This window comes from Streptomyces sp. NBC_01716 (genome assembly GCF_036248275.1).
GTDB lineage: Bacteria > Actinomycetota > Actinomycetes > Streptomycetales > Streptomycetaceae > Streptomyces.
Map to the genome: position 1 here is coordinate 4,350,861 of NZ_CP109181.1, position 26,882 is coordinate 4,377,742.

18 protein-coding genes are annotated in these 26,882 nt (G+C 68.9%); 8 read left to right on the plus strand and 10 right to left on the minus strand.

All coding sequences use genetic code 11. The annotated features are described in order from the left end of the window. Positions 1–12: 12 nt before the first annotated feature. The 3 genes from OIE74_RS18935 to OIE74_RS18945 all read right to left on the minus strand — a co-directional run bounded on the left by OIE74_RS18935 (position 13) and on the right by OIE74_RS18945 (position 6,678). The gene (locus OIE74_RS18935; RefSeq protein ID WP_329385011.1) at positions 13–1,806 is read right to left on the minus strand and encodes a protein kinase family protein; all 1,794 of its coding nucleotides are present in this window, start codon (positions 1,804–1,806) and stop codon (positions 13–15) included. Between the two features lie 111 nt (positions 1,807–1,917). Beyond that, entirely contained in the window at positions 1,918–4,227 is a 2,310-nt protein-coding gene (gene murJ / locus OIE74_RS18940; protein WP_329385013.1) for a murein biosynthesis integral membrane protein MurJ, read from the minus strand. 45 nt (positions 4,228–4,272) lie between these two features. After that, positions 4,273–6,678 (minus strand): DUF6049 family protein, encoded by a 2,406-nt coding sequence (locus tag OIE74_RS18945; RefSeq protein WP_329385015.1) that lies wholly within the window; start codon positions 6,676–6,678, stop codon positions 4,273–4,275. A 188-nt stretch (positions 6,679–6,866) separates the two neighbouring features. Between OIE74_RS18945 and OIE74_RS18950 the strand changes: the two genes are divergently transcribed. After that, a complete protein-coding gene (locus OIE74_RS18950; protein ID WP_329385017.1) occupies positions 6,867–8,333 on the plus strand; it encodes a CCA tRNA nucleotidyltransferase in 1,467 nt (488 codons plus the stop codon). Between the two features lie 117 nt (positions 8,334–8,450). Here the strand turns inward: OIE74_RS18950 and OIE74_RS18955 are convergent, their stop codons facing one another. The 3 genes from OIE74_RS18955 to OIE74_RS18965 form a co-directional block, all read right to left on the minus strand. Beyond that, a complete protein-coding gene (locus OIE74_RS18955; protein WP_329385019.1) occupies positions 8,451–9,725 on the minus strand; it encodes an MFS transporter in 1,275 nt (424 codons plus the stop codon). Positions 9,726–9,853: 128 nt separating this feature from the next. Then, positions 9,854–10,936 (minus strand): inositol-3-phosphate synthase, encoded by a 1,083-nt coding sequence (locus OIE74_RS18960; RefSeq protein ID WP_329385021.1) that lies wholly within the window; start codon positions 10,934–10,936, stop codon positions 9,854–9,856. Between the two features lie 61 nt (positions 10,937–10,997). Continuing rightward, positions 10,998–11,750: a PadR family transcriptional regulator gene (locus OIE74_RS18965; protein ID WP_329385023.1), complete on the minus strand. Its 753-nt coding sequence runs from the start codon at positions 11,748–11,750 to the stop codon at positions 10,998–11,000. Positions 11,751–12,110: 360 nt separating this feature from the next. On the opposite strand from OIE74_RS18965, the gene OIE74_RS18970 reads away from it, so the two are divergent. Both OIE74_RS18970 and OIE74_RS18975 read left to right on the plus strand, forming a co-directional pair. Then, positions 12,111–14,819: a transglycosylase domain-containing protein gene (locus OIE74_RS18970; protein ID WP_329385025.1), complete on the plus strand. Its 2,709-nt coding sequence runs from the start codon at positions 12,111–12,113 to the stop codon at positions 14,817–14,819. Positions 14,820–14,933: 114 nt separating this feature from the next. Further along, the gene (locus OIE74_RS18975) at positions 14,934–16,433 is read left to right on the plus strand and encodes a glycosyltransferase family 87 protein (protein WP_329385027.1); all 1,500 of its coding nucleotides are present in this window, start codon (positions 14,934–14,936) and stop codon (positions 16,431–16,433) included. A 12-nt stretch (positions 16,434–16,445) separates the two neighbouring features. On the opposite strand, the gene OIE74_RS18980 is transcribed toward OIE74_RS18975, so the two are convergent. The 3 genes from OIE74_RS18980 to OIE74_RS18990 form a co-directional block, all read right to left on the minus strand. Then, positions 16,446–17,477 carry an alanine racemase gene (locus OIE74_RS18980; protein WP_329385029.1) on the minus strand — a complete coding sequence of 344 codons (1,032 nt, stop codon included), beginning with the start codon at positions 17,475–17,477 and terminating at the stop codon, positions 16,446–16,448. Between the two features lie 160 nt (positions 17,478–17,637). Continuing rightward, the gene (locus OIE74_RS18985) at positions 17,638–18,756 is read right to left on the minus strand and encodes a lipid II:glycine glycyltransferase FemX (RefSeq protein ID WP_329385031.1); all 1,119 of its coding nucleotides are present in this window, start codon (positions 18,754–18,756) and stop codon (positions 17,638–17,640) included. A 134-nt stretch (positions 18,757–18,890) separates the two neighbouring features. Then, positions 18,891–19,211 carry a hypothetical protein gene (locus OIE74_RS18990; protein ID WP_329385033.1) on the minus strand — a complete coding sequence of 107 codons (321 nt, stop codon included), beginning with the start codon at positions 19,209–19,211 and terminating at the stop codon, positions 18,891–18,893. 283 nt (positions 19,212–19,494) lie between these two features. Here OIE74_RS18990 and rpsF point away from each other — a divergent pair, with 283 nt between their 5' ends. The 4 genes from rpsF to rplI all read left to right on the plus strand — a co-directional run bounded on the left by rpsF (position 19,495) and on the right by rplI (position 21,225). Continuing rightward, entirely contained in the window at positions 19,495–19,785 is a 291-nt protein-coding gene (gene rpsF, locus OIE74_RS18995; RefSeq protein ID WP_069626054.1) for a 30S ribosomal protein S6, read from the plus strand. A 75-nt stretch (positions 19,786–19,860) separates the two neighbouring features. Further along, the gene (locus OIE74_RS19000) at positions 19,861–20,481 is read left to right on the plus strand and encodes a single-stranded DNA-binding protein (RefSeq protein WP_329385036.1); all 621 of its coding nucleotides are present in this window, start codon (positions 19,861–19,863) and stop codon (positions 20,479–20,481) included. Between the two features lie 42 nt (positions 20,482–20,523). After that, on the plus strand, positions 20,524–20,760 hold the full coding sequence (gene rpsR, locus OIE74_RS19005; protein WP_003967857.1) for a 30S ribosomal protein S18: 237 nt from the start codon (positions 20,524–20,526) through the stop codon (positions 20,758–20,760). Between the two features lie 18 nt (positions 20,761–20,778). Then, on the plus strand, positions 20,779–21,225 hold the full coding sequence (gene rplI, locus OIE74_RS19010; RefSeq protein ID WP_329385038.1) for a 50S ribosomal protein L9: 447 nt from the start codon (positions 20,779–20,781) through the stop codon (positions 21,223–21,225). A 185-nt stretch (positions 21,226–21,410) separates the two neighbouring features. Here rplI and OIE74_RS19015 read toward each other — a convergent pair whose 3' ends face one another. Beyond that, positions 21,411–22,817 carry an MATE family efflux transporter gene (locus OIE74_RS19015; RefSeq protein ID WP_329385040.1) on the minus strand — a complete coding sequence of 469 codons (1,407 nt, stop codon included), beginning with the start codon at positions 22,815–22,817 and terminating at the stop codon, positions 21,411–21,413. A 479-nt stretch (positions 22,818–23,296) separates the two neighbouring features. Between OIE74_RS19015 and OIE74_RS19020 the strand changes: the two genes are divergently transcribed. Further along, positions 23,297–26,866 (plus strand): replicative DNA helicase, encoded by a 3,570-nt coding sequence (locus OIE74_RS19020; protein ID WP_329385042.1) that lies wholly within the window; start codon positions 23,297–23,299, stop codon positions 26,864–26,866. Positions 26,867–26,882 lie beyond the last annotated feature (16 nt).

Consider the following 26,882-nt stretch of genomic DNA (forward strand, 5'->3'; position numbering starts at 1 on the left):
TGGTCCGCAGGGTCAGCCTATGACCTTGATCTCCGAGATTCCGCCGCGGAACTCGTTCGCCGAGGAGGCCGGGGCGAGTTCCGTGATGTGGATCAGTACGTACCGGGTTCTGACGGGCTTGTCCAGGGTCGCCTTCAGATTGCCGCCGGTCTGCCCCAGTTCGGTGATGCGCCGGGGGAAGTCCGACAGGGCCGCCGGGGCCGACGCGTCCTCGTCCGCGGCGAGGACCTGGGCCTTCTGGCCGGCGCGGTACATGGCGACATCGACGCCGTACACATCCTGCACGCTGCCGAGATCGACGACTATTCCGCTGCCGCCCCGGCGGTTGGGCAGGTTGCCGTAGTTCGCGTAGCCCTTGTACGTCCCGGTGATCCAGGCCGTTGCCGGGTCGCCGTCGGTGGCCAGAGGGACGTCCTCCGCCTGCACGCCGTCACCGTCCGGGGCGAACACCGAGGTCTCCTCGATCTTCAGATCCTTCGGGACCCGGGGCTCGGGCTTCTGCTGATTGCCGTCCACCGACTGGGACTGCGTCGTGTCGTCGGAGTTCGTGCGGTTGAGCATGTGGTCGGCCACCTGCCAACTGGCCAGCCCCAGCGCGGCGATGAGGAGCGCGGAGACCGTCCACTTCAGTGCTTTGCCCGTACGGCTCTGGAGGGGCGGCGGCGGGAGCGGCACGGGCTGCGCGGCGGGCTGTCCGACCGGACGGGTGGCGGGGCGGGCGTACGAGCCCTGCTGGTAGGTGGTGCGCTGGTACTCGGGCGGCGCGGCGAACGTGGGCTCCGGGGGCCGGACGCGCGGCATCTCAGCGACGGCCTTGGCCAGTTCGTCCGGGGTGGTGCAGGGCGGGTCCTGACGCGAGGCGGTGGCGCCCTCGTTGACGAGCGCGCGCATCGCGAGCTCGGACAGTCCGCGGTGCACCCCCGCCCGTACCTGGTCGGGGGCGATCAGGCCCACGCCCTTCGGTAGCCCCGCGAGGCCGTACGCGTCCGTCTCGTACGGCCAGCGTTGTGTCAGCGCCGCGTACAGGAGCGCGCCGATCGCCTCGGTGTCTGCACGCTGGGGGCGTTCCGCGCCGATGCCGCGCAGGGCGGCGTTCACGGCGAGGCCGCGGATCCGGTACTGGCCGGTGGAGCTGCGCAGTACAGCACTGGGCGTCAGCTTCAGATGGGCCAGGCCCTCGCGGTGCGCGGCGGCCATCGCCTGGGACACCTGGCTGACGAGCTGGTAGGCGTCGTGGGCCTCCATGGGGCCCGCGGCGAGGATCGCGGTGAGTTCCGTGGCGTCGGGCAACCATTCGTGGACGACGTAGACGAGGTCGTTCTCCTCGACGGCGTCGAGGACCTGGACGAAGCGCGGGTCCCCGAGGAGCGCGGAGGAGCGGGCCGCCGCCAGTACGGAGCGGGCTCTCGGATGGTCGGCGGGCAGGAGGTGCACACCGACGGCGCGGCGCAGCTTCTCGTCGACCGCACGCCAGCTGCTGAATCCGTCCAGACGGGTGACGCACTCTTCGAGCCGGTAGCGTCTGGCGAGCTTGTGGCCGCTGTGGAGTTCGGGTGGCGTCACGGCCTGGCGGGCCTCCTGGCGCTTTCCGTCCTCCGGCCCCGCCGGGTCGTCGGCCCCGGACTTCGCAGGCTTCCCGGCCGCGGAATCAGCCGATTTCTCGGGTCCGGGCTCACCGGCCTTGCCGTCTTCTGTCTTCTGGGCTTTCGCCACCCCGTCGGTGGTGGCCTTGTCCGCCTGGGCGGCCGGCGGTTCGTCACCGCTGTTGTCGGCCACCTCGACGGCAGCCGTGCTCCGTTCCGCCACCGTCGCTCCTGCCTCCCCATCCGTTGCGCACTGTCCAACAGCCACGCCAATTGTGCCCACAGTTGGACGCTATGCACGACACACGGCGGCCGACGATGGTTGTGCTGGGCCCTAGCGTCCGAGGCGGCCCCGGACCATTCCGACCAACGCGTTCATCTCTTCGACACGCAGTTTTCGCGCGACGACGAAGAAGCCGCCCAGCAGGACGATTCCGCCGACCGCCAGTGCGGCGAACGAGCCGAGAACCTCACTGCCGAGCTTCTGGAGCACGAAGTAGGCGACCGCGCCGGCGGCGATCGTGCCGGGGACGGATGCCAGACAGAGCCTGGCGTACGTACGCAGCACGCGCGAGCCGTCCAGATCGCCTCCCAGCCGCTTCTTGAGCCTGCGCCAGGCGATGCCCACACCGACGGCGTAGGCGAGCCCGTACGAGGCCGCCATGCCCACGACGGCCCAGCGCGAGGGAAGGACGACGAAGCAGAGGGCGGAGGCGGCGGCGTTCACGACGGCCACGATGACCGTGTTGTAGAAGGGGGTTCGGGTGTCCTCGTACGCGTAGAAGGCACGCAGCACCACGTACTGCACGGAGAACGGGATCAGACCGAGGCCGAAGGCCATCAGCATGTAGCCCATGGAGCGTGCCGATTCGATGCCGGAGGAGCCGAAGATCAGGGTGCACATCGGGATGCCGAGGGCGACGAAGCTGAAGGCGACGGGGACGATCGCGACGGCCGAGTTCCGCAGGCCCTGCGAGATGTCGTCGCGTACGGCTCCGGTGTCGCCGTCGTGCGCCGAGCGGGAGAGCCTGGGCAGCAGGGCCGCCATGACCGAGACGGTGATTATGGCCTGCGGCATGCCCCAGATCAGCTGGGCGTTGGAGTAGGCGATGTAACCGGCGCCCTGGGTGCCGGAGTCGACGCCCGCCGCCGTGGAGAGCTGCGAGACGACCAGCACACCGGCCTGGTTGGCGAGGACGAACAGCACGGTCCACTTGGCGAGCTTCGCGGCCTTCCCGAGGCCGTGGCCGCGCCAGTCGAACCGCAGCCGGATCCGGAAGCCGGTCTCGCGCAGGTAGGGGATCATCGCGAGGGCCTGGACGGTGAGGCCGAGCACCACGCCGACACCGAGCAGGCGCTCGGCCTCGGGCGGGATGGACCCGACCGTCATTCCGGAGTCCTCGGCCGTGCCGTACACCCAGATGAACATGACGAGGGTGGCGATGATGATGATGTTGTTGAGGACCGGGGTCCACATCATCGCGCCGAACCTGCCCCGGGCGTTGAGGATCTGCCCCATCACGACGTGCACACCCATGAAGAAGATGGTGATCAGGCAGTAGCGCACGAACGTGACGGCGACGTCGTTGGCCGCCGGGTTGTCGGCGATGCTCACCGACATGAGGCGTACCAGCTGCGGGGCGGCGAACACCGAGAGCGCGGTCAGCGAGCCGAGGATCACGATGACGAGGGTGAGCAGGCGGTTGGCGTACGCCTCGCCGCCGTCCTCGTCGTCCTTCATCGCGCGGATCAGCTGGGGTACGAAGACCGAGTTGAGGCCGCCGCCGATGGTCAGGATGTAGATCATCGTCGGCAGGGTGATGGCGAGCTGGAAGGTGTCGCCGAGGGTGGCGGCGCCGAGCGCGGCCACGATCAGGGCGGAGCGTACGAAGCCGGTGAGCCGGGAGACGAGCGTGCCCGCCGCCATCACCGCGCTGGACTTCAGCAGTCCCGACGCCCGTCCGCCCGCCTTCTTCGCGGGCGGGGGCGCGGCGACGGCCTCCGGTGCGACGGCCGCCGGAGCGCCCGTGCCCTGCTGGTCGCGGAAGAGATGCGCGAAGGCGTCCGGTTCCCGCTCGTCGGTGGCGGACCCGGTGGCGGACCCGGTGGCGAGCTCGTCGACGCCTGTGAACTGCGTGGTCCTCGCGTCGTCCCCGTACGGGAGGTGGTGGGAGGGCCCGTCGGGCTCGGGCGGCGGGGGCTGGTCCCAGACACGCGGATCGGGGGCGTACTGCTGCACCGGCGGCTGCTGGTGCAGCGGCGGCGTCTGCGGATAGGTGCCGGGGGCCTGCGCCTGCGGGCGGTAGGGATCCTGGTGGTAGGCGTCCTGAACGTACGGATCCTGGGTGTGGGCGCCCTGCGCGTACTGGTCCGGGCTGTTGTACGGGGTCTGGGCGTACGGACTCGGGGCGTAGGGGCCCTGGGCGTGCGGAGGCCCCGGGTGCGGGGCCTGGGGTGCCTGCGGGGTCTGGGCGTGCGGGCCCTGCGGGTACTGGTCCGGGTACTGGGGGCCCTGGCCGTAGTGGCCCTGTGCCTGGTCGGGTGCGGGGGCGTGGGGGTCGGCGGTGGGTGGCTGCGGCGGAACATGCCCTGCGGGATCGCCGCCTGCCCCCTGGCCGCGGTCACCGTCGTACGGCGCGTTCATGGTTACCCCACCTCATCGTCCCGGGCCGGCCGGCCACGACATCGCTCAACGGTCCACTTTCTCACCCATGCCCGACGGGTCCCCGCTTTCCGGACGGGTGTCCGGGGTCGGGTCACTCGGCTGCCCGGGTTCGGAGCCGGCGCTGTCGGCGCCTTCCTCGGCGTCTCCGGCCCCGGTTTCGGCGGTGGCCTCCGCCGTCGCCTTGTCCTCGGCCGCCTTCGCCGCCACCGCCCGCTTGCGCTGGCTGTACATCCTGACCCCCGCCAGGACCAGGAGCAGCACACCGCCGGCGATGACGAGCATCACGGTGGGAGTGAGCTCGGAGACCCTGACCTGGAACGCCATGGGGCTGCCGTACGGCCGCCCGTCGGTCGTGTAGAGCTGCGCCGTGAGCTCCACCGGACCGTTGGCGTTGGCCGCGCCGGTGAACTTCACCACCTGGGTGTGCCCGCCGTCGACCTTGATCGGCTGCTCGGCGACGGCGCTGCCGTCGTCCAGCTTCAGCCGGGTCGCGTTCGTGGAGTGCAACCGCAGGACGAGATCGTCGACGCCTTGCAGCAGCTGGTTCTGGACGGTCACCGGGATGGTCGCGCTGCGCCCGGACAGGGTCAGCTCCGACTTCTGGATGAGCTGGACCTCGCTGGCGAGGCTCACCAGATAGCGGTTCACCGAGTGGCGGTACTCCCTGGCGCCCGTCGCGTCGCCCCGCCAGGAGGTCGAGACCGCCCTGTTCACGGCGTTGGCGAACGGTGTCGCCACCCGGTCGGGAAGGGTGAGGATGGCCTTGAACTTCCCGAGCCGTTCGTCGATCCTTTTGAGCTCCTCGAACGCCGACGGGGGAAGCTCCTGGTCCCGGAGCTTGTCCGGATACCGCGAGGCGCGGGGCACCTTGGTGGTGGCGTTCGTGTCGGGCTTGCCGGCGGCGGCGTGGACCAGGTCGGACGACTGGGTCCAGCGCTCACCGTCCAGCCCCCGGAGGGCGCGCGCCATGGACTGCGCCTGGCCGGCCGACGGGGTCCGCTGTGGGGCGACGACGATCTCGCGCTGCTTCGAGGAGTCCTGGAGAGTCACGGCCAGCGACTGGGCGAGGAACTTCTGGACCGAGAGCGTGGAGCTCGCGGCGGTGGACACGTCGCCCTCGAAGGCGGTGGACAGCCGGGTGTCGGCGACCACGGCCGTCGTACCGCCGCCGATGGGCCGTGCCGCGCTCGCCGTGTACGGCAGGTTGTCCTGGATGCTGTCGCTGCGGGAGATCACCTTGTCGGCGCCCGCGGAGGTCGCCACATCGACGATCGACGGGTCGACGGCGCCGTCGACGGGCCACGCGAAGTCGGTGGCCGGCGGTACGTGGAGGATGGTCTCGACGGTCTTCGCGGCGACCTCGCTGGAGCCCTGGAGATGGCCGAGGGTGCCCGAGACGTCGTCGCCGCCGTGTGCCAGCGACGCCAGGTCGGGGTCGCCGAAGGGCAGGGTGACGACGTTGCCGTTGTCCTGGACGGCCTTCTCCAGCGAGTTGAGCCAGGTCCGGGCGACGAGCTGGTTCGTGCCCGCGACCGTGGTGTTGCCGTCCTTGACGCGGTACGTGTCGGCCATCGCCTCGACGGTGGCGAGGAGGTCAGGGTCGACGACCCAGGTGACGGGAAGCTGGCTGCCGAGGGAGACGAGCTGCTCCAGCCGGCCGCCCGGGGCCAGCTCCTCGGCCAGGTCGTCGTTCTCGAAGACCGGGGTCTGCCGCTCGTCCGAGCCGGTCTCGGCGGAGACGTGGGAGGTGGAGATCAGCGGCCAGAGATAGGTGAACTTGGTCTTGGTGTCCACCGAATCCGGCTGCCACGGCAGGAACGTCCGCCGGATGCCGAGGGTGTGGTCGTACGGCTCGGCCTCCGTACGGCCGGTGAGCGACACCCCGAGCTGATAGACCCCGTCACCGCCGAGAGCGAGCTTGCTCACCGGCACCGACAGCGCGAAGTCGTAGCTGATGCCGGAGGCGAGCTTCGCGAACTCGACCTTGTACTTGCCGCCCACCGGCGGCGGATCGTTCGTCGTGTCGTTGGAACGCTCGTCGGCGTCGTCGATGGCGGTACGGCCGACGAGCTGCGGGCCCACCCTCAGATCGACCTGCGCGTCGGTGACCGGCTTCTTGCTCTTGTTGGTCACCGTGCCGGAGATCGTGAGGGTGTCGCCCTTCTTCGGCGCGCTGGGCGCCAGGGTGTCGAGCGCGACGGACACGGTGCTCGACCCGGAAGGTTCCGCGGTCGCGCTCGCCGGAGACGCCGTGGTGGCCCCTGTGGCGGCCGTGGAGCCGGTCGAGGGTGCGGCGGTCGCCTGGGGAGCCGCGAGGCCCCCCAGCAACCCGGCCAGGAGCGGCACCCCCGCGGCCACGGCGGCGCTGCGCCCCAGCCATCGGCGGGCAGGAGAGTGCTTCATCCCCTGGATGTCTGCCGCCTCGGCCACGCGTCCGCCCGTTCCTCGTCGTCGTCAATGGTCGTCGTCGGTTGTGCGTCCACGCATGGTAACGATGTGCGCTGTGGCGAAGTGCCGGGGACCGCCTCCCCATGATCGGAAGAATCTCATGGGCGGGCAAACCGGTGCACCGGAAACCCGGGCGCCGGGGCCGGCCGGGGCACGTACCCTTTTCTGTTGTGCCGAACGCCAACGAAGAGACTCCCCATGCACTGAGTCAGGTGCAGCGCCGCGCGGTCAGCGAACTGCTGCGGGTGTCCCCTGTCGCCGACGACCTCGCGCGCCGATTCCAGGAGGCGGGCTTCACCCTCGCCCTGGTCGGAGGCTCGGTGAGGGACGCCCTCCTCGGTCGCCTCGGCAACGACCTCGACTTCACGACCGACGCCAGGCCCGACGACGTACTGAAGATCGTCCGGCCCTGGGCGGACTCGGTGTGGGAGGTCGGGATCGCCTTCGGCACGGTCGGTGTCCAGAAGGCGGGGCGGGTCGGCGACGGCCGGCAGGACTTCCAGATCGAGATCACGACCTACCGCTCGGAGGCGTACGACCGCACGTCACGCAAACCCGAGGTGTCGTACGGGGACTCCATCGAGGACGACCTCGTACGCCGGGACTTCACCGTCAACGCGATGGCGGTCGCCCTGCCGCAGAAGGAGTTCATCGATCCGCACGGCGGTCTCCAGGACCTCGCGGCCGGTGTGCTGCGCACGCCCGGCACCCCCGAGGCGTCGTTCTCCGACGATCCGCTGCGCATGCTCAGGGCCGCGCGCTTCGCCGCGCAGCTCGATTTCGAGGTCGCGCCGGATGTCGTCGCCGCGATGAAGGCCATGGCGGAGCGCATCGAGATCGTGTCGGCGGAGCGCGTACGGGAGGAGCTGAACAAGCTGATCCTCTCCCGGCATCCGCGCAAGGGCCTGGCGCTGCTCGTCGACACCGGACTCGCGGAGCGCGTACTGCCCGAGCTGCCGGCGCTGCGGCTGGAGAGCGACGAGCACCACCGGCACAAGGACGTGTACGAGCACTCGCTGACCGTTCTGGAGCAGGCTGTCGACCTGGAGGAGAACGGGCCGGACCTGGTGCTGCGGCTGGCCGCGCTGCTCCATGACATCGGCAAGCCCCGGACTCGGCGCTTCGAGAAGGACGGCGGGGTCTCCTTCCATCACCACGAGGTGGTGGGGGCGAAGCTGACGAAGAAGCGGATGGCCGAGCTCAAGTACTCGAACGAGCTGGTGAAGGACGTCTCGCGGCTGGTGGAGCTGCATCTGCGCTTCCACGGGTACGGCACCGGCGAGTGGACCGACTCGGCGGTGCGGCGGTACGTACGCGACGCGGGCCCGCTGCTGGACCGGCTCCACAAGCTGACCCGTTCGGACTGCACCACCCGCAACAAGCGCAAGGCGGCGGCGCTCTCGCGCGCGTACGACGGTCTTGAGGAGCGGATCGCGCAGTTGCAGGAGCAGGAGGAGCTGGACTCCATCCGGCCCGATCTGGACGGCAACGAGATCATGGAGACGCTGGGCGTCGGTCCGGGGCCGGTGATCGGGGCCGCGTACAAGTTCCTGCTGGAGCTGCGGCTGGAGAACGGGCCGATGGAGCGGGACGACGCGGTGAGCGCGCTGAAGGAATGGTGGGCCAAGCAGAACTGAGTCCGGGCCGGCCGCCGGCTCGCCGTCGATGTTTCACGTGAAACATCGGCGGGGTTCACGGGGTGCGCTGTGAAGGGGAGCGATGTTTCACGTGAAACATCGCCCCCCCTTCGTGCGCTACCCGTCCTTCTTCTTCGTGAGTTTCCTCCAGCGGAACAGCCCCACCGCGACGACCGCGTAGACCACCGCGACGCCCAGCACGAGCGGCACCGAGCGCCCGTCCCGCGGCAGCATCAGCGCGGCGACGCCCGCGGCGCCCACGAAAGCGACGTTGAACAGCACGTCGTAGAGGGAGAAGATCCGCCCCCGGTACGCGTCGTCCACCGACGTCTGCACCACCGTGTCCGTCGCGATCTTCGCGCCCTGGGTGACCAGACCGAGGATGAACGCGGCCGCGAGCATCGGGGCGGGAGCGAACGGCAGCCCGAGCGCCGGTTCCAGTACGGCCGCCGACCCGGCGCACGCGACCATCCAGCCGAACGAGCCGAGACGTCCGACCGCCGACGGTGTGACGAGCGCGGCGGCGAAGAAGCCCGCTCCCGATACGAGGAGCGCCACCCCCAGCAGGGCGAGTCCGTCGTCCTCGTCGGTGGTCCAGGCGTAGCGGCAGAGCATCAGCACGATCACGGTCAGCGCCCCGTAGCAGAAGCGCATCAGCGTCATCGCGATGAGCGCCGCGGCGGCGTCACGGCGCTCCGCCAAATGGTGCAGCCCGTGGCCGAGACCCCGTGCGGTCGACGCGAGAGCGGCCTTCAGATGCGGCTGTACCCGCCCCGGATCGGGGCCGAGGAGATCACGCGCCATGGTGACGGACGCGAGCGCCGACGACAGATACAGCAGGGCGGCCAGCAGCACCACGGCGGCGTCGGAGTCGGCGATCAGCAGCCGTACCAGAAAGGCGAGGCCGCCGCCCGCGGTCGCGGCGAGCGTGCCGGCCGTCGGGGAAAGGGAGTTGGCGACGACCAGTCGCTCGTCCTCCACGACGCGGGGCAGCGCGGCCGAGAGCCCGGCGAGTACGAACCGGTTGACGGCCGTGACGGCCAGCGCGGAGGCGTAGAAGAGCCAGTCCGGCAGCGAGGTGAGGATCAGCAGGGCGGTGCAGGCGGCCAGCAGGGCCCGCAGCAGATTCCCGTACAGGATGATCTGGCGACGCCGCCAGCGGTCGAGCAGCACCCCGGCGAACGGGCCGATGAGCGAGTAGGGCAGCAGCAGTACGGCCATGGCCGACGCGATGGCGCCCGGGGTGGCCTGTTTCTCGGGGGAGAACACGACGTGCGCGGCGAGCGCGACCTGGAAGACCCCGTCGGCCCCCTGCGACAGCAGACGCACGGTCAGCAGGCGGCGGAAGTCGGGCAAACGCAGGAGCACGCGCAGATCGCGCACGGCAGACATGTGGATCAGCGTCACACACGATGCCCGCGCCGTACGTGAGGGGTCCCCGGGCAGTGTGCCCCGGGGACCCCTCGGTGGTGCGTGTACGGGGAGATCCGTTCTCCCCGGACGTTCCGGCGCCCGGCGTTCTAGCGCTCGACGTCGCCGCGGATGAACTTCTCCACGTTCTCGCGGGCCTCGTCGTCGAAGTACTGCACCGGCGGGGACTTCATGAAGTACGAGGACGCGGAGAGGATCGGGCCGCCGATGCCGCGGTCCTTGGCGATCTTCGCCGCGCGCACGGCGTCGATGATGACACCGGCGGAGTTCGGGGAGTCCCAGACCTCCAGCTTGTACTCCAGGTTCAGCGGGACGTCGCCGAAGGCGCGGCCCTCAAGGCGCACGTACGCCCACTTGCGGTCGTCCAGCCAGGCCACGTAGTCCGAGGGGCCGATGTGGACGTTGGAGGCGCCCAGGTCACGGTCGGGGATCTGCGAGGTGACCGCCTGCGTCTTGGAGATCTTCTTGGACTCCAGGCGCTCGCGCTCCAGCATGTTCTTGAAGTCCATGTTGCCGCCGACGTTCAGCTGCATCGTGCGGTCCAGGACGACACCGCGGTCCTCGAACAGCTTCGCCATCACGCGGTGCGTGATGGTGGCGCCGACCTGCGACTTGATGTCGTCACCGACGATCGGCACACCGGCCTCGGTGAACTTGTCCGCCCACTCCTTCGTGCCGGCGATGAAGACCGGGAGGGCGTTGACGAAGGCGACCTTGGCGTCGATGGCGCACTGCGCGTAGAACTTCGCGGCGGCCTCGGAGCCGACGGGCAGGTAGCAGACCAGGACGTCGACCTGCTTGTCCTTCAGGGTCTGGACGATGTCGACCGGCGCCTCGGCGGACTCCTCGATCGTCTCGCGGTAGTACTTGCCCAGACCGTCGTGGGTGTGGCCGCGCTGGACGGTCACACCCGTGTTCGGGACGTCGCAGATCTTGATGGTGTTGTTCTCGCTGGCACCGATGGCGTCCGCGAGGTCGAGGCCGACCTTTTTGGCGTCGACGTCGAAGGCGGCGACGAACTCCACGTCACGCACGTGGTACTCGCCGAACTGAACGTGCATCAGACCGGGCACCTTGCCGGCCGGATCGGCGTCCTTGTAGAACTCGACGCCCTGCACCAGCGAGGCGGCACAGTTGCCCACGCCGACAATGGCTACGCGAACGGAACCCATCCTGGTTGCTCCCTGTGTGTGATCTCAATGTTGCGATGAAGCCCCGCGCTGATGCGGAACCTCATGGGGTGGTGTCCACGGACGGATCCGGCCGGCCGGGGGCTTCCGGAGGCGAACCCCCGGAAGACCCCCGGGGCCGGGGCAGGCCATCCGTGTCTCCCGTTGTGGTGCTGTTGGCCGTGCCGCTCGATGTACTGCCTGTCGCGCTGTCCCGCTCCGGAGCGGGGCTGTCCGGGCCGGGCCGTCGCTGGTCCCGTCCCGCCCGTTCGCTCTCGATGAGCTCGTTGAGCCAGCGCACTTCGCGCTCCACGGATTCCATCCCGTGCCGCTGAAGTTCGAGCGTGTAGTCGTCGAGGCGTTCGCGGGTACGGGCCAGGGAGGCGCTCATCTTCTCCAGCCGCTCCTCCAGCCGGCTGCGACGGCCCTCCAGCACGCGCATCCGTACTTCGCGCTCCGTCTGTCCGAAGAAGGCGAAGCGAGCGGCGAAGTGCTCGTCCTCCCAGGCATCGGGGCCCGTCTGCGACAGCAGCTCCTCGAAGTGCTCTTTCCCCTCCGCCGTCAGCCGGTAGACGATCTTGGCGCGCCGGCCCGCGAGCGTCGCGGCGAGCGCCTCGTCGGGCGCACTGCCCGGCTCCTCGATCAACCAGCCGTTGGCGACCAGCGTCTTCAGGCAGGGATACAGCGTCCCGTAGCTGAAAGCCCGGAAGATCCCCAGCGAGGTGTTGAGCCGTTTCCGCAGCTCGTACCCGTGCATCGGGGATTCGCGCAGCAGACCCAGGACGGCGAATTCGAGGATGCCCGAGCGTCTGCTCACTGTTCGCCTCCTCCGCCGTCCTGGCCGCGTATGTCGTCCCGATGTATCGACTCGATACATCGGGACGATAGAACACCGATGCTCATGGGACAAGAGGGGCCATCGTGAACGGCGTCACATCATCAATTCACAGCGAGTAACTTGCCTGGTTTGGGCTGAAGTTCAGAACTCGGCGGGGTTTGACCCTGCGTAGTCTGTGCGGCATGCAGACCACCGGGAACCGCGTGACGTGTGAGAGCGTCGTCGTTCTGGATGCATGCGGGATGAGCCCGACGGCGGGTACATCCGTATTCATCTCGGGGGACCGGAACTCAACTGCCGCTTCCAGGCGCCCGCGCCTGCCCGAGGAGTAGTCGTTCGATGAGTGAGCACCGTCGCAAACAGCCACAGCCGCAAGGTGGCCAGGGTGGCGGACGAGCCGCGGCCAGGCGTGCCGCACAGCGGCCGTCGGGCCGCCGCGCGGACCCCTCCCGTGGAGTCCCCACGGCCTCCCACTCAGACTCCTACGAACCCGAGCCTTCCTACGGAGGGCGCGCCGAAGCACGTAAGGCGGCCCAGCGGGGCCGCCGACGTGCCGCCGAAGGCGGCGGCGCCGGGGCGGGAGGCCACGGCGGGGGCCGCCGTGGCGGTGGACCCGGAGGTCCCGGCGGGGCCGGCCGGGGGCGTGGAGGACCGGGCAAGAAGCGGCTGATCGACTATCCGCGTCACGACAAGTACGGCTGGCAGCGCTGGGTGCCGTCCTGGAAGCTCGTGACCGGCCTCTTCATCGCCTTCATGGGCGGGCTTCTGGCCGCCGGCACGATCGCGTACGCCATGGTCGAGGTGCCGAAGGAGAATCTCGCCTCCAAGGCGCAGAACAACGTCTACCTCTGGGACGACGGCACGCCGATGGTCGCCACCGGCGGTGAGGTCAACCGGCAGATCGTCGGGATCGAGCAGATCCCCAAAGCTATGCAGAACGCCGTGATCTCGGCGGAGAACAAGACGTTCAGAAAAGACCCGGGTGTCGACCCGATGGGCATCGGCCGGGCCGTGTTCAACATGGCCAGGGGCGGTCAGACGCAGGGTGGCTCGACCATCACCCAGCAGTTCGTCAAGAACGCCATGCTCAACCAGGAACAGACCTTCAAGCGCAAGTTCGAGGAGCTGTTCATCTCGATCAAGGTCGGCGCGGACCTGAAGAAGAACGACATCATGGCGGGGTACCTCAACACCTCTTACTACGGACGCGGCGCCTACGGCATCCAGGCAGCGGCCCGTACGTACTACAACAAGGACGCCAGGGACCTGAACGCCAGCCAGTGTGCCTTCCTGGCGACGCTGCTGAAGGGCGCGACGTACTACGACCCCAACGGCAACGAGGCGATCGACAAGAACGCCAGCGCGAAGAACAACACCGAGCGGGCGGCGAAGCGCTGGAAGTGGATTCTCGACGAGATGGTCAAGGACGGCCATCTCAGCGCGCAGGAGCGGGCGACGTACAAAGAGTTCCCGATGCCCGGACCGCCGAAGAAGGACCAGCAGCTCAGCGGGCAGGTCGGCTACCTCGTGGACCTCGCCAAGGCCTACTTCATCAACAACAACGACCGGGGCATCACGGCCGACGACCTGGCCAAGGGCGGCTTCGAGATCAAGACGACCTTCAACCAGAAGAAGGTCAAGGCGCTCAACAAGGCCGTCACCGACGTCTACAAGGCGAACATCGACCCCAAGAAGCGCCCGGACAAGGACACCCACGTCCAGTTCGGCGGCGCCTCGGTGGAGCCCGAGACCGGCAAGATCGTCGCCATCTACGGCGGCGCGGACGCCACCAAGCACTTCACCAACAACGCCGACCAGACCGGTGCCCAGGTCGGATCGACCTTCAAGCCCTTCGTCCTGGCGGCGGCGATGCGTGACGGTGTCCGCGACCCCGACCTCGGGCCGGATCAGGGCTTGGACACGCGCACGCTGGTCTCGCCGGACAAGAGCGAGTACAGCGGCAAGAACAAGCTCAAGATCAAGGAGTACAACGGAGACATCTGGACGAACGAGGAAGGCAAGGAGTGGCTCCAGCGCAACGACGGTGACGAGAGCTACAACGACATCAATCTGCGCGAAGCCATGAAGGTGTCGGCCAACTCCCCCTTCGTCCAGCTCGGCATGGATGTCGGCATCCCCCAGGTCAGGCAGTCGGCTGTCGACGCGGGACTTCTCGCGGACAGCCTTCCGGGCGGCAGCAACCCCTCGTTCTCCATCGGTATCTCCGACCCCAGCGCCATCCGCATGGCCGGTGCCTACGCCACCTTCGCCGACGACGGCACGCAGCGTGAGCCGTACTCCGTCCAGGAGGTCAAGGAGAGGGGCGTCGTCGTCTTCAAGTACGACAAGAAGCCCCAGGCCAGGTTTGACGCCGACGTCGCCCAGAACGTGACGGACGTCCTGAAGTCCGTGGTCATGGAGAAGGGCGGCACGGGCACATCGGCCCAGCTGCCCGACGGCCGCGAGGTGGCCGGCAAGACCGGCACCACCGACGGCAACAAGTCGGCCTGGTTCGTGGGCTACACCCCCCAGCTGTCGACCGCCATCGACATGTACCGCCTGGACGACGACGCGAAGAACAAGAACCGCGAGTTCCTGGAGATGTTCGGCACCGGCGGCAAGGAAGAGATCCACGGTGCCTCGTTCCCTGCCGAGATCTGGCAGGCGTACATGACGGTGGCGATGAAGGGCAAGCCGGCCCTGAAGTTCCCCGAGCCCGAGCCGATCGGCGAGGCCGTCTACGGAGGGGGCCTGTCGTCCCCGGAGCCCACCCTGACCGAGAAGCCCTCGGAGTCGCCCTCGGAGTCGCCTTCCGAGTCGCCTTCCGAGTCGCCGTCGCCGACGGTCAGCGAGTCCGAGTCATGCAACCAGTGGAAGGGCTGTGAGGACGGTGGTCCCGGTGGCGGCAATCCGGGTGGTCCGGGCGGTGAGGATCCCGGCGGGGTGATCGGAGACCCGGGCGGCACCACGTCCAGTCCGCCACCCGACGAGGGAACCGATGAGGGAGCCGACGACGGAGGCCTCTTCGGCGGTCCGGGAGGCGGCTGAGCCCCCGACCTGTGGCACGGCGAAGGCCGCCGCACCAGCGCCGTACACACACCGTGTACGGGCCGGTGCGGCGGCCTTCGCCGTGCCACAGCGGCGTACGGCAGGATGGGCGGCATGCCGAGCACAGAAGACACCACGGTGCCCAAGGACCGGCCCGTCGTACCGCCCACCCGGCGGGACCGCATCGCCGCGTCCGGCAGCGAGCTGATCGGCGGTCCCATCGGCCGCTGGGCCTGGTACGGCGGCAGCCGGCTGACTCCGGTACGGGTGGTCGCGCTGGTGGCGATCGGCATGTTCGCGCTCGGCATGGTGCAGAAGATGCCCTGCTACGAGTGGGCGTGGTTCCGCGGCGCCGGCTCGCAGTACACGCACGCCTGTTACTCGGACATCCCGCACCTCTTCCTCGGGCGCGGTTTCGCCGACGGTCTCGTGCCGTACTTCGACCGGCTCGACGGCGACATGCAGTACCTGGAGTACCCCGTCCTGACCGGGCTGTTCATGGAGGTCGCGTCCTGGTTCACCCCCGGCGGCGGCTCGATCCAGCACCGCGAGCAGATGTACTGGATGGTCAACGCGGGGATGCTGATGATCTGCGCGGCGGTCATCGCCGTGAGCGTCGCCCGCACCCACCGGCACCGCCCCTGGGACGCGCTGCTCCTCGCCCTCGCGCCCGCCTTCGCCCTCACCGCCACCATCAACTGGGATCTGCTGGCCGTCGCGCTCCTGGCGGCCGGGATGCTGATGTGGTCGCGCGGGCGTGCGCTGGCCTTCGGCGTCCTCATCGGCCTCGCGACGGCGGCCAAGCTCTATCCCGTACTGGTGCTGGGGCCTCTGCTGCTGCTGTGCTGGCGCGCGGGGCGGCTGCGGGAGTTCGGGGCCGCGCTGGGCGGAACGGCCGCCTCGTGGCTGCTGGTGAACCTGCCGGTGATGCTGCTCGCGCCGGAGGGGTGGAAGAAGTTCTACACCTTCAGCCAGGAGCGGCAGGTCGACTTCGGATCGTTCTGGCTGATCATCACGCAGCGCACCGGCCGGTCCCTGGAGGTCGAGACCGTCAACACCTGGTCGATGGTGCTGATGGTCCTGGCCTGCGCGGGGATCGCGGCGCTCGCGCTGACCGCGCCGAGGCGCCCCAGGTTCGCGCAGCTCGCCTTCCTGGTCGTCGCCGCCTTCATCCTGACCAACAAGGTCTACTCGCCGCAGTACGTGCTGTGGCTGGTCCCGCTCGCCGCGCTGGCCCGGCCGCGGTGGCGCGACTTCCTGTTCTGGCAGGCCTGCGAGGTCATGTACTTCCTGGGCATCTGGATGTATCTCGCGTACACGACGAGCGGGGACGCCCACAAGGGACTGCCGACCGAGGGCTACCAACTGGCCATCGCGCTGCACCTGCTGGGGACGCTGTACCTGTGCGCCGTCGTCGTACGGGACATCCTGCTGCCGGAGCGGGACGGCGTACGGCGCGACGGTTCGGACGATCCGTCGGGCGGGGTGCTGGACGGGGCACGGGACGTGTTCGTGCTGGGGCAGGCGGCCCGGCCGACGGCGCCCGCGGCGCACACGGTGGAGGCGGCGCAGCGGGTGTCGTGGGGGGTACGGCCAGATCCGGACGGGGCCTAGCAAGCAGGCAGGCTAGCGGTCCACGAGCCGGTCGAACTGGGTGGTCGTGTGGCGCAGATGCGCCACCAGTTCGTCGCCCACCTTGGGCTCCTGCGCGTCGGCCGGCACGAACAGGATCGACACCTGCATGTGCGGCGGCTCGGCGAACCAGCGCTGCTTGCCCGACCAGACGAACGGCGACAGATTGCGGTTGACCGTCGCCAGGCCCGCCCGCGCCACGCCCTTGGCACGCGGCATCACGCCGTGCAGGGCCTTGGGAGCCTCAAGCCCGACCCCGTGCGACGTACCGCCGGCGACGACCACCAGCCAGCCGTCGGAGGCGGTCTTCTGCTGGCGGTAGCCGAACCGGTCGCCCTTGACGACAGGGGTCACGTCCAGCACGGCGCCCCGGTACTCGGTGGCGTCGTGGTCGCCGAGCCACAGCCGCGTTCCGATGCGGGCGCGGAACCGGGTCTGCGGGAACTGCCGCTGGAGACGGGCGAGTTCCTCGGCGCGCAGATGGCTGACGAACATGGTGTGCAGCGGGAGCCGGGCGGCGCGCAGCCGGTCCATCCAGCCGATGACCTCCTCGACCGCGTCGGAGCCGTCCGTGCGGTCGAGCGGTAGGTGCAGGGCGAAGCCTTCGAGGCGTACGTCCTCGATGGCCGCGTGCAGCTGGCCCAGCTCCTGCTCGCGGACGCCGTGGCGCTTCATGGAGCTCATGCACTCGATGACGACGCGGGCGCCCACCAGGGCGAAGACGCCGTCGACCGAGGAGACGGAGCGGATGACGCGGTCGGGCAGCGGTACGGGCTCCTCGCCGCGGCGGAAGGGGGTCAGGACCAGCAGGTCGCCGCTGAACCAGTCCTTGATACGGGCGGCTTCGTAGATCGTGCCGACCGCGAGGATGTCGGACTCGAAGCGGGTGGTCTCCTCGGAGAGCCGCTCGTGTCCGAAGCCGTAGCCATTGCCCTTGCAGACCGGGACGAGGCCCGGGAACTGGTCAATGACCGACTTCTGGTGCGCCCGCCAGCGCGCGGTGTCGACGTAGAGGGAGAGCGCCATGCCGGTCCGGAACCTTTCTCTCGGCTGCGGTGTATGAAGGATATGAACGTCATCGCGGGCCTTGGGGCCTTACGCGATTACTGGGCGCGCTGGTGCGGTTCACCGGTGTCCTGCTCCGCAGCGTGCTGACCACCGGCACTCCGCCGCCCGGGGGCCGGGATCAGCGGCGAGACATGTACATGTCGAGAGCCTTGTGGAGCAGCTTGTTGAGCGGGAAGTCCCACTCACCCACGTACTCGACGGCCTCGCCGCCCGTTCCCACCTTGAACTGGATGAGACCGAAGAGGTGGTCGGTCTCATCGAGGGAGTCGGAGATGCCGCGCAGGTCGTAGACGGTGGCCCCCATCGCGTACGCGTCACGGAGCATCCGCCACTGCATCGCGTTCGAGGGCCGGACCTCCCGCTTGTGGTTGGCCGACGCCCCGTAGGAGTACCAGACATGGCCGCCCACGATGAGCATCGTCGCGGCGGCGACGTTCTCCCCCTCGTGCCGGGCGAAGTACAGCCGCATGCGGTTGGGGTCCTCGGAGTTGAGGACGGTCCACATCCGCTGGAAGTACGAGAGCGGACGGGGCCGGAAGTGGTCGCGCTCGGCCGTGATCTCGTAGAGCCGCTGCCACTCCTCCAGGTCGTTGTAGCCGGCCTGGACGACCTCGACGCCCGCCTTCTCCGCCTTCTTGATGTTGCGCCGCCACAGCTGGTTGAAGCCCTTGAGGACATCGTCCAGGGAGCGGTTGGCCAGCGGCACCTGGAAGACGTAGCGGGGCTGTACGTCTCCGAAGCCGGCCCCGCCGTCCTCGCCCTGCTGCCAGCCCATCTTGCGCAGCCGGTCGGCCACTTCGAAGGCGCGCGGCTCGATGTGGGTCGCCTCGACGTCACGCAGCCGCTTGACGTCCTGGTCCTGGATGCCCGACTTGATGGCTCCCGCGTCCCAGCGGCGGATCACGACCGGCGGGCCCATCTTCACGGAGAACGCGCCCTGGTTCTTCAGATGAGCCAGCATCGGCTGGAGCCAGTCGCTCAGATTCGGGGCGTACCAGTTGATGACCGGGCCCTCGGGCAGATACGCCAGATACCGCTTGATCTTGGGCAGTTGGCGGTAGAGCACCAGTCCGGCGCCGACCAACTGGCCGTCCCTGTCGAACCAGCCCAGGCTCTCCGAGCGCCATTCCGTCTTCACGTCCGCCCACGCGGGGACCTGGCAGTGGCTGGCCGCGGGCAGACTCTGGATGTACGCCAGATGCTGCTCGCGACTGATGGTGCTCAGCGTCAGGGTCATGCGGGGCGCTCCTCGCAGATGTGTCCCCATGGAGTAGGGGGGCTCCGGCTCTCGCGCCGAAGCCTACTTGCCGATGGAGCGCCCCGGCTGGCCACGGGGCGGAGCGGGCACCGGGCCCGCCTTCGGAGCGGGCGTCAGCCCAGCACTCCGCCGAACAGGCCACCGTGTGCCATGCCGAGGTAGAAGCCGACGCCGGCCGAGCCCAGACCCATGAGCGTCGCGAACCGCTCGTGCGTCGTCACGGAGACGTACTGGCTGTACAGGCCGGTGAGGATGCCGATGAGCCCCGCCCAGGAGCTGAGCAGATGCAGGTTGTGGAACATCCCGGAGATGAACGCGAGGACGCCCAGCACCGCGGTCACCCAGAGCAGGGTGTCCTGGAGAGGATGGGGCCGGTGATCGGTGGCGAAGAGAGAACCGGTCGACTTCGGTCGCGTCTGCGTTGCCTGTGCCATGGGGCACCTCCTGGCGCCTTGCCGGAAGCGGCGCTTCGTAACGCCGCCCACACCCGATGTGTACAGAGTGCGTCCGTACCCGGCCGGATTTCAACCGGAAGCCGGTCTGCGGGTAGTCTGTACGGTCTGCACCGGTGTCTGCCCAGGCCAGAAATCGATCATCGCTCGTCGAATCGCTCGTCGAGCGGGATTGTCAGTGGCGGCCGATACCGTTGCTCACGCATCACGACCCTCCTGCCACGGAACGACCGTGGCCGCTGAGTCCAAAGGAGGTGGGTTCCACATGCGTCACTACGAGGTGATGGTCATCCTCGACCCCGATCTCGAGGAGCGAGCAGTCTCCCCGCTGATCGAGAACTTCCTCTCCGTCGTCCGTGAGGGCGAAGGAAAGGTTGAGAAGGTCGACACCTGGGGCCGTCGTCGTCTCTCTTACGAGATCAAGAAGAAGCCCGAGGGCATCTACTCGGTCATCGATCTGCAGGCTGAGCCCGCGATCGTCAAGGAGCTCGACCGACAGATGAACCTGAACGAGTCGGTCCTCCGGACCAAGGTCCTCCGTCCCGAGACCCACTGAGCTCCTAGCTCAGCGGTCATCGGGTCCGAGTAGCAGCCAGCAGCAAGAAGCAATCCCCGCCGAGAGGTTCACCCAATGGCAGGCGAGACCGTCATCACGGTCGTCGGCAATCTCGTCGACGACCCCGAGCTGCGCTTCACCCCGTCCGGTGCGGCGGTCGCGAAGTTCCGTGTCGCGTCCACTCCCCGCATCTTCGACAGGCAGACCAACGAGTGGAAGGACGGCGAAGGCCTGTTCCTCACCTGCTCGGTCTGGCGTCAGGCGGCCGAGAATGTCGCCGAGTCGCTTCAGCGGGGCATGCGCGTCGTCGTGCAGGGCCGGCTGAAGCAGCGGTCCTACGAGGACCGCGAGGGCGTCAAGCGCACGGTCTACGAGCTGGACGTCGAGGAAGTCGGCCCCAGCCTGAAGACCGCCACGGCCAAGGTCACCAAGACCACCGGTCGCGGCGCCCAGGGCGGTTACGGCGGCGGTGGCGGCGGTCAGCAGCAGGGCGGCGGCAGCTGGGGCGGCGGTTCCGGCGGCGGTGGCCAGCAGGGCGGCGGCGGAGCACCCGCCGACGACCCCTGGGCGACCAGCGCGCCGGCCGGCGGCCAGCAGCAGCCGCAGGGCGGCGGGGGCAACGGAGGCGGCTGGGGCGGAAGCTCCGGCGGTTCCGGCGGCTCCGGCGGCGGCTACTCGGACGAGCCGCCCTTCTAGGGCAGCTCGCTCCCACTTTCTTGATCACACAGGAGAAACACCATGGCGAAGCCGCCTGTGCGCAAGCCTAAGAAAAAGGTCTGCGCGTTCTGCAAGGACAAGACCCAGTACGTGGACTACAAGGACACGAACATGCTGCGGAAGTTCATTTCCGACCGTGGCAAGATCCGTGCCCGCCGCGTCACCGGCAACTGCACGCAGCACCAGCGTGACGTCGCCACGGCCGTCAAGAACAGCCGTGAGATGGCGCTGCTGCCCTACACGTCCACCGCGCGATAAGGGGAGGGTGACCTAATCATGAAGATCATCCTCACTCAAGAGGTCTCCGGCCTCGGCACCGCCGGTGACGTCGTCGACGTCAAGGACGGGTACGCCCGTAACTACCTGGTCCCGCGTGGTTTCGCGATCCGCTGGACCAAGGGCGGCGAGAAGGACGTCGAGCAGATTCGTCGCGCTCGCAAGATCCACGAGATCGCCACCATCGAGCAGGCCAATGAGATCAAGGCCCGCATCGAAGGCGTGAAGGTGCGTCTGGCCGTTCGCTCCGGCGACGCCGGCCGTCTCTTCGGCTCCGTCACCCCGGCCGACCTCGCTTCGGCGATCAAGTCCGCCGGTGGCCCGGACGTCGACAAGCGCCGTATCGAGCTCGGTTCGCCGATCAAGACCCTGGGCTCGCACCAGGTGTCCGTGCGTCTGCACCCCGAGGTCGCCGCGAAGTTCGGCGTCGAGGTCGTGCCCGCGTAGGGCTCTGACCGCATTGGTTCACCGGGTCCGCCTGGTGTCCGGCAGACAGTGGGAGGGCCGCGCCCCAGTCGGGGGTGCGGCCCTCTCGTGGTTTCACGTGCGTGGTTTCACGTGAAACCAGAGCGGTCCGGCCGGGCGCGGCCTGACTTGCCGGGGCCTGCCCGACCGGCCCGCCCCGGGGCCGGTCAGCGGGTGGCGCCCGTGACCAGCCAGTGGCCGGACCGGGTGCGGAGCCACAGCGTCAGCATGCGGACCGCCATCATGAGCGTCATGGCCCACCACAGGGCGGTGAGGCCGCCCCCGAACACCGGCACCAGGAGTGCGGCCGGGGCGAAGACCGCCAGCGTTACGACCATCGCCTTCGCCAGATAAGGGCCGTCGCCCGCACCCATCAGCACACCGTCCAGGACGAAGACGACGCCCGCGATCGGCTGGGTGACCGCCACCACCAGAAGCGCCGGGAGCAGTGTGTCCTGGACCACCCGGTCGCCGGTGAAGAGCGGGATGAACAGAGGGCGCGCCAGCACGATGAGCACCCCGAGCCCCACGCCGGAGACCACACCCCACTGCACCATGCGACGGCAGACGTCCCTGGCGCCCTGGGGATCGTTCGCCCCCAGATACCGGCCGATGATGGCCTGTCCGGCTATGGCGATGGCGTCGAGCGCGAAGGCCGTCAGGCTCCACAGCGACAGGATGATCTGGTGCGCGGCGACATCGGCGTCACCGAGCCGGGCGGCGACGGCGGTGGCGATCATCAGGACGGCGCGCAGGGAGAGCGTACGGACGAGGAGGGGTACGCCCGCCTGGGCGCTCGCCCGTATGCCGGCGAAGTCGGGCCGCAGTGAGGCGCCGTGGCGGCGCGCGCCTCGTACGACCACGATCAGATAGGCGGCGGCCATGCCGAACTGGGCGATGACCGTGCCCCAGGCGGAACCGGCGATGCCAAGACCGGCGCCGTAGACAAGGCCCACATTGAGGACGGCGTTGGCGGCGAAGCCGCCGATGGCGACGTACAGCGGGGTCCGGGTGTCCTGGAGACCGCGCAGGACGCCGGTCGCCGCCAGGACGACCAGCATCGCGGGGATGCCGAGGCTGGATATCCGCAGATAGGTGATCGCGTACGGCGCGGCGGTGTCGGAGGCGCCGAAGATGTCGACGAGCCAGGGCGCCAGGGGGAGGGTGACGGCGATGACGGCGGCGCCCAGCAGCAGGGCGAGCCAGATGCCGTCCACGCCCTGCCGGACGGCAGCCTGAAGATCGCCGGCGCCGACGCGACGGGCGACAGCGGCCGTGGTGGCGTAGGCGAGGAAGACGAAGATGCTCACGGCCGTGGTCAGCAGGGCCGCCGCGATGGCCAGACCGGCGAGCTGCGGAGTGCCGAGATGGCCGACGATCGCGCTGTCGACCATCAGGAACAGCGGCTCGGCGACGAGGGCGCCGAAGGCGGGTACGGCGAGTGCGACGATCTCGCTATCGTGCCGGCGCCGGTCGGCCTTGGGCGGTCCGGCCTTCGGCGGGCGAGCCTTCGACGGGCCGGCCTCGGACCGGCTGTCGGGCCCGGACCCGGGTGCCGTGGGGACCTGTGTCATGCGGTCAATCTAATCTTCCACAGGTAAGAGATGCAATGGGGAGTTGATCCTTACCGCTTGGGGAGAACCGGGCGCTGCTGTGCGCCGTTTGCTCGGATCTTGGACCAGCTTGAAAAGTTTTTCTCCCCCACAGCCGGTGGACGGAGAAAGTCCAGCTCAGAGGGGGTGTGGTGGCGGGTTCGCGAGGTTGTCCACAGTGCTGTCCCCCGGTCCGTGCACAGGTTCACCGGGGTTCTCCACAGCATATGGTCCTTCGTCCACATGGCCTGTGGATAACCAGATTGGCGGACGGTCCCCGCAGGCCTACCGTGGACCGGCGTCCGACGTGCCGGAACCGGAGTCAGGCCACTCGATTTGTCAGTGCGGTGCCGTAGAAAGAGTGGCACGGCCAAGGCCTGTCGTGTGGATCGGGCCGCGAGCCAGGCAAGATCCACACGACAGGCCCTAGGTCCGCTGGGCGGACGGGAGGAGGTGGCCGGATGAGCATCCCCGAGCCATTGGACGACCCCTGGACCGAAGCCGGGCCAAGCGATCGTCTGCCCGTCTCCCGCCAGCGCCGCGGTGAGGTGAAGGGCCGCGAGGAGCAGCACGAGCGCGGCAGGGACAACGCGTCGTGGGACGGCGGATCACCCGGCTTCGAGCGGGTGCCCCCCCAGGATCTGGACGCCGAGCAGTCCGTCCTCGGCGGCATGCTCCTCTCCAAGGACGCCATCGCCGACGTCGTGGAGATCATCAAGGGCCACGACTTCTACCGGCCCGCGCACGAGACGGTCTTCCAGGCGATCCTCGACCTGTACGCGAAGGGCGAGCCGGCCGACCCCATCACGGTGGCCGCCGAGCTGACCAAGCGCGGTGAGATCACCCGGGTCGGCGGAGCGTCGTATCTGCACACGCTGGTCCAGTCGGTGCCGACGGCGGCGAACGCGTCGTACTACGCGGAGATCGTGCACGAGCGCGCGGTGCTGCGGCGCCTCGTCGAGGCCGGTACCAAGATCACGCAGATGGGATACGCGGCGGACGGCGACGTCGACGAGATCGTCAACTCCGCCCAGGCCGAGATCTACGCGGTCACCGAACAGCGCACCAGCGAGGACTACCTGCCCCTCGGCGACATCATGGAGGGCGCGCTCGACGAGATCGAGGCGATCGGTTCACGCAGCGGTGAGATGACGGGCGTGCCGACAGGGTTCACGGACTTCGACTCGCTCACGAACGGGCTGCACCCGGGCCAGATGATCGTCATCGCGGCCCGTCCCGCGATGGGCAAAGCCCTTGCTCTGGACACCCCGCTGCCCACTCCCACCGGCTGGACCACCATGGGAGAGGCGCAGCCGGGCGACTTCCTCCTCGACGCGACGGGCCGACCCACACGGGTGGTGGCCGCGACCGACATCATGCGTGATCGCCCCTGCTACAAGATCACTTTTGATGACGGGTCGAGCGTCGTCGCCGATGCCGAACACCAGTGGCTCACGGACACGCGCGCCTCCGGCCGATCGGCTGGGGTCAGGACCACCAAGGAGATCGCCGAAACGGTCCGCTGTCTCACCTCCGACGGGCGCGCGAACCACTCCGTACGGACCACCGCACCTCTTGACCTGCCCGAGCGCGATCTCCCCGTGGCTCCGTACGCGCTGGGCGCCCGGCTCGGCGACGCGGGCGAGGACCCGGCGAGGGGACTTCTGGGGGACAAGCACATCCCCCAGGAGTACCTACGGGCCTCCCTCGCGCAGCGTCGCGCACTCCTCGCAGGCATTCTCGGCACCGACGGCGCGGTGACCGGCACGGGATCGGCGCGCTTCGCCGTTACGAATCGCGCTCTCGCCGAGGGCTTCCGTGAGCTGGTGCTGAGCCTCGGGCACCGGTGCGAGGTGTCGACCGAGCGCGTCGACCGCGTCGACGAAGGGCCGGAAGAGTCCTCCACGCGCTACACGATCAGTTTCACGACCGCCGACGAGGCGACACCGGAGCCCACGCGGCGTTTCATCACGGCTGTCGAGGAGGTGGACAGCGTCCCGGTCCGCTGCGTCCAGGTGGACAACCCCGCGCACCTGTACCTCGCGACTCGTTTCATGATCCCCACCCACAACAGCACGCTCGCGCTGGACTTCGCGCGCGCGGCCTCCATCAAGAACAACCTGCCGAGCGTCATCTTCTCCCTGGAGATGGGCCGCAACGAGATCGCGATGCGTCTGCTCTCGGCCGAGGCACGGGTGGCGCTGCACCATATGCGCTCGGGCACGATGACCGACGAGGACTGGACGCGACTGGCCCGCCGGATGCCGGACGTCTCCCAGGCGCCGCTGTACATCGACGACTCACCGAACCTGTCGATGATGGAGATCCGCGCGAAGTGCCGCCGGCTCAAGCAGCGCAACGGACTGAAGCTGGTGGTCATCGACTATCTCCAGCTGATGCAGTCCGGCGGCTCGAAGCGCGCGGAGAGCCGCCAGCAGGAGGTCTCGGACATGTCGCGAAACCTCAAACTGCTGGCGAAGGAGCTGGAGCTCCCGGTGATCGCGCTCTCCCAGCTGAACCGTGGCCCCGAGCAGCGCACGGACAAGAAGCCGATGGTCTCGGACCTGCGCGAGTCGGGCTGCGTCACGGCAGGCACCCGCGTCCTCCGTGCCGACACGGGCGCGGAGGTCACGATGGGCGAGCTGCTCGCCAGTGGTGAGCGGGACATCCCTGTCTGGTCGCTGGACGAGAACCTCAGACTCGTACCCCGCATGATGACGCATGTTTTCCCGAGCGGCGTGAAGGAGGTCTTTCGGCTGAGGCTGGCCTCGGGCAGGGAGATCGAGGCGACGGCGAATCACCCGTTCCTGACATACGACGGCTGGCGGCCGCTCGGCGAGCTGGGTGTCGGCTCGCGGATCGCGACTCCCCGTCGGATCGATGCTCCCGCGCGTACGACGTCGTGGCCGGAGCCGGAGCTGGTCATGCTCGCTCACCTCCTCGGCGACGGCTGTGTGGCGCCGCGCCAGTCGATTCACTACACAAGCAACGACGATGCGAACCTCCGCGCCGTCGAGGAAGCGGCGGCACACTTCGGGATCACGCCGCGCCGCGAGCAGCAGCAGTCGTGGTGGCACGTCTACCTGCCCGCTCCCTTCAAGCTGACTCCCGGTCGCCGCAATCCCCTTGCCGAGTGGCTGGATCGCTTCGGGCTCTACGGCAAGCGCGCGCACGAGAAGTTTCTGCCGCCCGAGCTTTTCGGGCTCCCGGACGAGCAGGTTCAACTGTTCCTGCGCCATCTGTGGGCGACGGACGGCTCGGTGACGGTCTCCAAGTCCGGCGCGGTGCGGATCTACTACGCGACGACGAGCGAGCGGCTGGCCCGCGACCTCCAGTTGTTGCTGCTGCGTCTGGACATCCGTGGACGGCTGCGCGCCGTGGACAATACCCGGGGGCGGCCGGGATGGACGGTTGATATCTCAGGTGTGGACGACCAGCGGCGATTCCTCCAGGACGTGGGGGTTCATGGGGCGCGGGCCAGGCACGTGATCACGGCCTCGGAGCGGCTGCGGGATGTCAAGCCGAACACCAACCTGGACACGGTGCCCAAGCAGGTATGGGACACCGTGCGCGAGCTGATGCGCGGACAGGCGGTGACGACCCGCGCCTTCCAGCCGGCGCTGGGTACGAATTACCGCGGGTCTGCGCTCTACAAAGCGTCACCGGGTCGTGCGCGACTGTCGAAGGTGGCCGAGGTTCTCCGGAGCGCCGATCTGGACATGCTGGCCACGAGTGACGTCTTCTGGGACGAGGTCGTTTCCGTGGAGAGCCAAGGAAGGCAAGAGGTCTACGACGCGACGGTGTTGGGGACGCACAACTTCGTAGCGGACGGGATCAACATTCACAACAGCATCGAGCAGGACGCGGACATGGTGGTGCTGCTGCACCGGGAGGACGCGTACGAGAAGGAGTCGCCGCGCGCGGGCGAGGCGGACCTGATCGTGGCGAAGCACCGTAACGGTCCGACGGCGACGATCACGGTGGCGTTCCAGGGCCACTACTCCCGCTTCGTGGACATGGCACAGACCTAGGGCGTGTTTTAGAAGT

Coding starts and splice junctions, on each gene's coding strand:
- OIE74_RS19020 (WP_329385042.1), top strand. CDS start 23,297: ATGAGCATCCCCGAGCCATTGGACGACCCCTGGACCGAAGCCGGGCCA.
- rpsR (WP_003967857.1), top strand. CDS start 20,524: ATGGCGAAGCCGCCTGTGCGCAAGCCTAAGAAAAAGGTCTGCGCGTTC.
- OIE74_RS18960 (WP_329385021.1), bottom strand. CDS start 10,936: ATGGGTTCCGTTCGCGTAGCCATTGTCGGCGTGGGCAACTGTGCCGCC.
- rpsF (WP_069626054.1), top strand. CDS start 19,495: ATGCGTCACTACGAGGTGATGGTCATCCTCGACCCCGATCTCGAGGAG.
- OIE74_RS18970 (WP_329385025.1), top strand. CDS start 12,111: ATGAGTGAGCACCGTCGCAAACAGCCACAGCCGCAAGGTGGCCAGGGT.
- murJ (WP_329385013.1), bottom strand. CDS start 4,227: ATGAACGCGCCGTACGACGGTGACCGCGGCCAGGGGGCAGGCGGCGAT.
- OIE74_RS18980 (WP_329385029.1), bottom strand. CDS start 17,477: ATGGCGCTCTCCCTCTACGTCGACACCGCGCGCTGGCGGGCGCACCAG.
- OIE74_RS18985 (WP_329385031.1), bottom strand. CDS start 18,756: ATGACCCTGACGCTGAGCACCATCAGTCGCGAGCAGCATCTGGCGTAC.
- OIE74_RS19000 (WP_329385036.1), top strand. CDS start 19,861: ATGGCAGGCGAGACCGTCATCACGGTCGTCGGCAATCTCGTCGACGAC.
- OIE74_RS19015 (WP_329385040.1), bottom strand. CDS start 22,817: ATGACACAGGTCCCCACGGCACCCGGGTCCGGGCCCGACAGCCGGTCC.
- rplI (WP_329385038.1), top strand. CDS start 20,779: ATGAAGATCATCCTCACTCAAGAGGTCTCCGGCCTCGGCACCGCCGGT.
- OIE74_RS18955 (WP_329385019.1), bottom strand. CDS start 9,725: ATGTCTGCCGTGCGCGATCTGCGCGTGCTCCTGCGTTTGCCCGACTTC.
- OIE74_RS18990 (WP_329385033.1), bottom strand. CDS start 19,211: ATGGCACAGGCAACGCAGACGCGACCGAAGTCGACCGGTTCTCTCTTC.
- OIE74_RS18975 (WP_329385027.1), top strand. CDS start 14,934: ATGCCGAGCACAGAAGACACCACGGTGCCCAAGGACCGGCCCGTCGTA.